Raw genomic sequence first — 7,785 nt, 5'->3', positions numbered from 1 at the left:
TTTGATGATTTTACCAGTTACGTTTACATGTCTGAAGACTATGGAATAACTTGGAAAAGTATTTCATCTAACATACCAACAGCTTCAGTAAATGTTATTCGTGAGGATCCTGTAAATAAAAGCATCTTATATCTTGGTACAGACAATGGCGCTTATGTTTCCTTTAATAATGGAATAGCATGGGAAGCTTTTTCTAAAAACTTACCTGCTGTTGCTATCCACGATATGGTTATACATGAAGAAAGTAACGATTTATTACTTGGAACTCATGGGAGAAGTATCTACAAAACAAACGTAGCTCCAATTCAAAAAATGAATACAGCATTAACAGTCAACGCTATAACCATTTTTAATATTGAAAACATTAGTGCTTCTGGTCGTTGGGGAAACAGTTGGAGTAAGTGGATGCAGCCTTTTGAACCTTCTACAAATTTTAAGTTGTATGCCAATACTGCTGCTAAAAAAACAATTGAAATTCGTAGCGATAGAAATACAGTATTACAGAGTTTTGATGTAAACTTAGATAAAGGTTTTAATTACATTGATTACGATTTAACAATTTCAGAAAAAGGACAAAAAAAACTTTTAAAAGAAAATACATCAATAGCTATTAATAAAGCTAAAAATAATAAATATTACTTACCAAAAGGAAAGTATCTTGTTTATGTAAATGGCGTAACTCAAGGATTGGAAATTGAGTAAAATTGTGGTTTAATTATACCCATTCTAAATAAGGAAAACAGTATTTTAAATTTGCTATAACAGCTTACGAGCGTTATATTTGTAAGAACTATACTTTAACTACAAAAATAATGAGCGGGATTTTAAATTCTTCAATAGGAAGAAAGTTTGCTATGGCACTTTCAGCACTTTTCCTAATGGTATTTTTACTACAACATTTTTCAATTAACATACTTTCTGTATTAGCTCCAGAGACTTTTAACGTGGTGTCTCACTTTATGGGAACGTTTTGGGTAATTCAATATCTATTGCAGCCAGTACTTATTATAGGCGTGATATTTCACTTTGTAATGGGATTTGTTTTAGAAATTAGAAATAACAAAGCAAGACAAATTAGCTATGCCAAAAATAATGGTGGTGCTAATTCTACTTGGATGAGTAGAAACATGATATGGAGTGGTTTATCAATTTTAGCATTTATATGTTTACATTTTTACGACTTCTGGTTTCCTGAGATTAATACTAAATTTATTGTTGGTGATATGTCTGGTCTTATAGATCCTAATAATGCCGAAAGTGGTTACAGATACTACGAAGAACTACAACACAAATTTGTAGATGCTTGGAGAGTTGTACTTTATGTTATTTCATTTGTATTCTTAGCATTACATTTATTACATGGTTTTAATTCAGCATTCCAATCGGTTGGAGCTAATAACAAATACACAAAAGGATTAAAAGGATTTAGTAAAATTTACGCAATTGGTATTCCATTAGGATTTGTTTTTATTGCATTATTTCACTTCTTTAATCAAGCACACTAAAACACAGAGAGATTTATGGCTTTAGATTCTAAAATACCTCAAGGTCCAATTAAAGATAAATGGACAGATTATAAAAATCATATCGACTTAGTAAATCCTGCTAACAAGCGTAACATAGATGTTATTATTGTTGGAACAGGTTTAGCTGGTGGATCTGCTGCTGCTACTTTAGCAGAACTTGGATATAATGTAAAAGCATTTTGCTTCCAAGATTCACCAAGACGTGCACATTCAATTGCTGCACAAGGTGGAATTAACGCAGCAAAAAACTACCAAGGAGATGGAGATTCTACATACAGATTATTTTACGATACTGTAAAAGGTGGTGATTACCGTTCTCGTGAGGCAAACGTATATCGTTTAGCTGAGGTCTCTACAAATATTATCGACCAATGCGTAGCACAAGGAGTTCCTTTTGCACGTGAATATGGTGGATTATTAGATAACCGTTCGTTTGGTGGAGTTTTGGTGTCAAGAACATTCTATGCAGCAGGACAAACAGGACAGCAACTTTTATTAGGTGCTTATTCTGCAATGAACCGTCAAATAGGTCGTGGAAAAATAAAAATGTACAACCGTCATGAAATGCTTGACGTTGTAAAAGTTGATGGAAAAGCGAGAGGTATTATTACTCGTAATTTAATTAACGGAGAAATAGAAAGACATTCGGCTCACGCAGTTGTATTAGGAACAGGAGGATACGGTAACGTATTTTTCTTATCTACTAATGCCATGGGAAGTAATGTAACAGCAGCATGGAAAGCTCACAAACGTGGTGCTCACTTTGCAAACCCATGTTACACACAAATTCACCCAACATGTATTCCTGTTTCTGGAGATCATCAATCGAAGTTAACTTTGATGTCTGAATCTTTAAGAAATGATGGACGTATTTGGGTGCCAAAACATAAAAAAGATGTTGAGGCGATTAGAAATAAAACATTAAAGCCAACACAATTAGCAGAAGAAGATAGAGATTACTATTTAGAGCGTCGTTATCCAGCCTTTGGTAATTTAGTGCCTCGTGATGTTGCCTCTCGTGCAGCAAAAGAGCGTAGTGATGCTGGTTATGGTGTTAATGCAACAGGAGAAGCTGTGTACTTAGATTTCGCTTCTGCATTTATGCGTTACGGAAAAGAGCAAGCAACCGTTAGACATTTAGATTTTAACGATGAAGCTTTAGTAAGAAAATTAGGGCAAGAAGTAGTTAAAAATAAGTACGGAAACTTATTCCAAATGTATGAGAAAATCGTAGATGAAAATCCATACGAAACGCCAATGATGATTTATCCAGCAGTACACTACACAATGGGTGGTGTTTGGGTTGATTATAATTTAATGACTACAGTTCCTGGATTATATGCTATTGGTGAAGCAAACTTCTCAGATCATGGTGCAAACAGACTTGGAGCATCTGCATTAATGCAAGGTCTAGCAGATGGTTACTTTGTATTACCTTATACAATAGGTGATTATTTAGCCGATGATATTCGTACAGGTCCAATTTCTACAGATACTAAAGAATTTGAAGAAGCTGAAGCTGAAGTAAGAAAAAATATAGATCATTTAATTAATAATAATGGTACACATTCTGTAGATCATTTCCATAGAAGATTAGGAAAAATCATGTGGGATAAATGTGGAATGGCAAGAAATGAAAAAGATTTAAAATCTGCAATTACTGAAATTTCAGAATTAAGAGCAGAATTTTGGAAAGACGTTCGTGTGCCAGGAACAGCTAATGAATTCAACGAAGAATTAGCAAAAGCTGGACGTGTGGCAGATTTCTTAGAATTAGGAGAGCTGTTTGCTAAAGACGCTTTACAACGTGAAGAATCTGCAGGTGGTCACTTTAGAGATGAATACCAAACAGCAGAAGGAGAGGCAGTACGTAAAAAAGAATTCCAATATGTTTCTGCTTGGGAATATAAAGGAGAGCCAAAAGACGCAATACTTCACAAAGAACATTTAGAGTACGAGAATATTAAAGTTAAAGAAAGAAGTTATAAATAAAGAGCAGCTATGGACTTAAAGTTAAAAATATGGCGTCAAAAAAACGCTAACGATAAAGGGAAAATGGTTGATTATCCAATCAGTAACGTATCACCAGATATGTCTTTTCTTGAAATGTTAGACGTTTTAAATAACGAACTAATAGAAAAAGGAGAAGCACCAGTATCTTTCGATCATGATTGTCGTGAAGGAATTTGTGGTTCTTGTTCATTATACATTAATGGAGAAGCACATGGTCCAGACCGTTTAATAACAACATGTCAATTACACATGCGTACGTTTAAAGATGGAGAGACTATTACTATAGAGCCATGGAGAGCAAAAGCATTTCCTGTAATTAAAGATTTAGTTGTGGATAGAACTGCGTTCGATCGTATTCAACATGCAGGAGGATTTATTTCGGTAAACACCTCTGGAAATACTATAGACGCTAACGCAATACCAATAAATAAAGCAGATGCAGATAACGCTTTTATGGCTGCAACTTGTATTGGTTGTGGAGCTTGTGTAGCGAGTTGTAAAAACTCTAGTGCCATGTTATTTGTTGGCGCAAAAGTATCTCAATTTGCATTATTACCTCAAGGTCAAGTAGAAGCTACAGACCGTGTTTTAAACATGGTAAAACAAATGGATGAAGAAGGTTTTGGTAACTGTACAAACACTGGAGCTTGCGAAGTAGAATGCCCGAAAGGAATTTCTCTTGAAAATATTGCACGTATGAATCGTGAGTATTTATCTGCATCTTTAAAAGGATAACACTAATTCCTGCGTAGGCTGGAATCTCATTATAAAAACCTAAGAGCAATCTTGGGTTTTTTTTATTAGCTTTACTTATAATTTATTAAAATGAAAAGAATAGCCTTTGTATATGTTTTAGCAATCAGTTTACTATTTATTAGTTGCAAAACACAAACAACACCTGAAGTACAAAAAGAAGTTGAAATTGCTGCAGCTATAACTAACTACTCGTATTCAACAGAGGCTTTACTTAAAAATATTAAGACATTATCGTCTGATGCTTTCGAAGGCAGAAGAACAGGAACAGAAGGTGCTAAAAAAGCTAAAGCTTATATTATTGATGCGTTTGCTAAAGAAGGTGTCCTATCACTAAATAAAGATTTTGAACAACACTTTATTTTTGGAAATTATAATGCTACTAATATTTTAGGATTAATTAAAGGAACTAAAGATAATAGAAAATATATAGTATTATCTGCACATTACGATCATGAAGGAATAAAGAATGGGAAAATATATAATGGCGCAGACGATGATGCTTCAGGTGTAAGTGCACTGTTTGCTTTTGCTGAATATTTTAAAAGTAATCCACCAAAGCATAACGTAATTTTAGCAGCTTTCGATGGTGAAGAATTAGGTTTAAAAGGTGCTTATCATTTTGTAAAAGACAATACTATTCAACAAAGAAATATTGTTTTAAACTTAAACATGGATATGATTAGCCGAAGCAACAAAAACGAACTCTTCGCAGTTGGATCAAGATACTATTCACAGCTAAAACCAACAATAGAAAATTTTAAAGATTTAGGTAAAGTAGATTTGCTAATTGGTCACGAAGGTTTAGGTGATGGAGACGATTGGACTAATTCTAGCGATCATGCAGCATTCCATAAAGCAGATATTCCATTTATTTATTTTGGTGTAGCAGACCATGAAGATTACCATAAACCAACAGACGATTTCGAGCGTATTGATAATCAGTTTTATCAAGATGCAGTAGAAACTATTATTCAAATTTTCACAAAATTTGATACTTTAGAATTATAAAACCAATGCAAAATTCAAATACATATTATCAGCAGCAACTAGAGACTTATAAGGCTGAGGTTTCAAAATTATATAAGCAACTTACAATTTTAAGTACTGCAAGGCTATTAGCTTTTATAGGTATAATTGTAGTAGTATATTTTACGTTTAACAATTGGCAAATAGCATTGGGTTGCGGTTTAGCAGGTGTGGTTTTATTTTTATTTTTATTATCAAAACACACCGCTTTAAAATCTGATTACGCATTAAAAAAAGCATTATTGGCTATAAATGAAGAAGAACTAAAAATAGGTTCAGGCGATTTTTTTCATAGAAACGAAGGTCTGGAATTTCAAGACCCACAACATAATTATGCTTTAGATATCGATTTGTTTGGTCGTGGTTCTTTTTTTCAATTTATAGACAGAACAGCTACAAAAATTGGCGCTTTAGCATTGTCTAATGCTTTAAAGTCTAACACTATTTCTAATATTGAAGAAAGACAAGAAGCAATACAAGAACTGTCTGCAAAACCAAAATGGAGGCAACAGTTTCAAGCAACAGCAAACTTAATTAAAGTAGAAACAAAGCCAGAGGACATTGTAAAGTGGTTACACAAGCACAACTCATTTTTACCAAAAGCATTAAAACGATTACCATTGGTATTTGCTACTGTATCTCTATTACTTCTCGTTTTAGGAATTACAAAAGTAATCTCTATAGAATTCTTTGGGTATTGGTTATTAATTGGATTAGCAGTTACAGGAAAGTATTTAAAAAAGATAAATGATTTAGCTGCAAATACAGACAAAATCCGTGATACGTTTAGGCAATATGCACAGCTTTTAAATGCAATTGAAACTGAAACGTTTACTTCAGAATTATTACAACAAAAACAAAAATCGATTCAATTAAAAGATAAAAAAGCATCTTTAATATTAAGTGATTTATCTAAAGCTATGGATGCATTAGATAATAGAAATAATCTTATCTCAGCTATTTTTGGAAACGGTTATTTTCTAACAGATATAAAAAACAGTTTTGTTATAGAACAATGGATTGAAACCTACCATGATAAAGTAGAAGATTGGTTTGATGTGGTTACTTTTTTCGACGCTTATAACAGTTTTGGAAATTATGCATTTAACCATAAACATTATGTTTATCCTAAGGTTTTAGAGAAAGGTAAACAAACCAAAGTAACAGCATTAGGGCATCCATTATTAAAAACCGAAAAACGAGTAGATAATAATTTTAATATAGAAAACGAACAGTTTTTTATTATTACTGGCGCAAATATGGCTGGGAAGAGTACGTTTTTAAGAACGGTTTCTTTGCATATTGTTATGGCTAATGTTGGTTTGCCAGTTTGTGCAAAATCTAGTGAGTATGTTCCTGTAAAATTAATTACAAGTATGCGTACAAGCGATTCGTTAACCGATGATAGTTCATACTTCTTTAGTGAATTAACACGTTTAAAGTATATTGTAGATGCTATTAAAACGGATAGTTACTTTATTATTCTAGACGAAATATTAAAAGGTACAAATAGTACAGATAAAGCCATTGGTTCAAGAAAGTTTGTTGAAAAATTAGTAGCAAGTAATGCCACAGGAATTATTGCAACTCACGATTTAAGTTTATGTGAAATTGAAAAAGAACTTACAGAGGTTAAAAACCACTATTTCGATGCGCAAATAATTGATGATGAGCTGTATTTCGATTATACCTTTAAAAAAGGTATTTGTCAAAATATGAATGCTAGTTTTCTTTTGAAGAAGATGGAGATTGTTTAATTAGTCGGTATAATTAATTGCTCACTTAAAATCCACTTTCTAACCAAAGTATTATTAGTAGTAATCTCAGCAAAAACATACAAATTAGATCGAAAACAAGGTGATTTTTCAGCTAACTCTATAACCACTTTATTATCGCAATAACTGGAATGTAAAAAGTAGATTTCCTTGTCTTTTATTAAAACATAACCAACGTGGTTGTCCAAACCAACAAAGTAGATTCCGTTTTTGTAAACAGCGTTTAGTTTTTCTTTTAAAGCCTTAAAATCTAATCCAGAATATATTTTAAGCTTGTTTTTAGGTTGTAAGGCAATGGCAATATTCATTCCAGCTTGCTGTGCCATTTTATATCTGTTTACTTTAAAATCGAGATGCCTTAAAGTTGTAGACACAAAATAACCACAGGCTATTTCTCCATTATTTGGAATATTTGTATGTCCAGAAAACTCCCAAGTTGTACCATACCAATGTGGTACAATTGCGTTTAATAATGTAGTGTGTAAATATGCTGAAGCATCTGTAATAGCTTTATTTTTGTTAGTATTATATTCAGTTTTAAAACCTCTTTTTTTAGTAACAATGTTAGATTTTATAACATTATAATCGCCTTTAGCTTTAAAATTTAGGCTAAGTTTTGTACTATCGAAAGCTGGTTTTTTAGTTTCAATAATAGTTTCTTGTATGGTTTCTACAATAGCATCAAGAGG

Annotated in this window: 6 protein-coding genes and 1 pseudogene; 6 read left to right on the top strand and 1 reads right to left on the bottom strand. The window is 32.5% G+C overall.

What is annotated here, in order from left to right:
- From Q0C58_RS02570 to Q0C58_RS02545, 6 genes and pseudogenes are all read left to right on the top strand, one after another.
- Nucleotides 1-702 (top strand): annotated as a pseudogene (locus tag Q0C58_RS02570) (glycosyl hydrolase); the annotation flags it as partial.
- Nucleotides 703-812: 110 nt separating this feature from the next.
- Complete coding sequence (locus Q0C58_RS02565; protein WP_290697054.1) at nucleotides 813-1,505, top strand: succinate dehydrogenase cytochrome b subunit; 693 nt, start codon at nucleotides 813-815, stop codon at nucleotides 1,503-1,505.
- Nucleotides 1,506-1,520: 15 nt separating this feature from the next.
- Entirely contained in the window at nucleotides 1,521-3,518 is a 1,998-nt protein-coding gene (locus tag Q0C58_RS02560; RefSeq protein ID WP_290697052.1) for a fumarate reductase/succinate dehydrogenase flavoprotein subunit, read from the top strand.
- Nucleotides 3,519-3,527: 9 nt separating this feature from the next.
- The gene (locus Q0C58_RS02555) at nucleotides 3,528-4,274 is read left to right on the top strand and encodes a succinate dehydrogenase/fumarate reductase iron-sulfur subunit (protein WP_290697049.1); all 747 of its coding nucleotides are present in this window, start codon (nucleotides 3,528-3,530) and stop codon (nucleotides 4,272-4,274) included.
- A 90-nt stretch (nucleotides 4,275-4,364) separates the two neighbouring features.
- The gene (locus tag Q0C58_RS02550) at nucleotides 4,365-5,303 is read left to right on the top strand and encodes a M28 family peptidase (RefSeq protein WP_290697046.1); all 939 of its coding nucleotides are present in this window, start codon (nucleotides 4,365-4,367) and stop codon (nucleotides 5,301-5,303) included.
- A gap of 5 nt (nucleotides 5,304-5,308) precedes the next feature.
- Nucleotides 5,309-7,078, top strand: a complete 1,770-nt coding sequence (locus Q0C58_RS02545; protein ID WP_290697043.1) for a DNA mismatch repair protein MutS — start codon at nucleotides 5,309-5,311, stop codon at nucleotides 7,076-7,078.
- On the opposite strand, the gene Q0C58_RS02540 is transcribed toward Q0C58_RS02545, so the two are convergent.
- Nucleotides 7,075-7,785: hypothetical protein (locus Q0C58_RS02540; protein WP_290697040.1), on the bottom strand; the 711-nt coding region annotated here is incomplete at its 5' end. The two genes, Q0C58_RS02545 and Q0C58_RS02540, sit on opposite strands and share 4 nt — an antisense overlap.

Source organism: Lacinutrix sp., from assembly GCF_023299985.1.
Taxonomy (GTDB): Bacteria; Bacteroidota; Bacteroidia; order Flavobacteriales; family Flavobacteriaceae; genus Lacinutrix.
The sequence above is the reverse complement of the archived record's forward strand: the minus strand, read 5'-3'. Positions and strand labels throughout refer to the sequence as shown.

Bases quoted from the DNA above. Each gene is read 5' to 3' on its own strand.
- Q0C58_RS02550 (WP_290697046.1), top strand. From the start codon at position 4,365: ATGAAAAGAATAGCCTTTGTATATGTTTTAGCAATCAGTTTACTATTT.
- Q0C58_RS02560 (WP_290697052.1), top strand. From the start codon at position 1,521: ATGGCTTTAGATTCTAAAATACCTCAAGGTCCAATTAAAGATAAATGG.
- Q0C58_RS02555 (WP_290697049.1), top strand. From the start codon at position 3,528: ATGGACTTAAAGTTAAAAATATGGCGTCAAAAAAACGCTAACGATAAA.
- Q0C58_RS02565 (WP_290697054.1), top strand. From the start codon at position 813: ATGAGCGGGATTTTAAATTCTTCAATAGGAAGAAAGTTTGCTATGGCA.
- Q0C58_RS02545 (WP_290697043.1), top strand. From the start codon at position 5,309: ATGCAAAATTCAAATACATATTATCAGCAGCAACTAGAGACTTATAAG.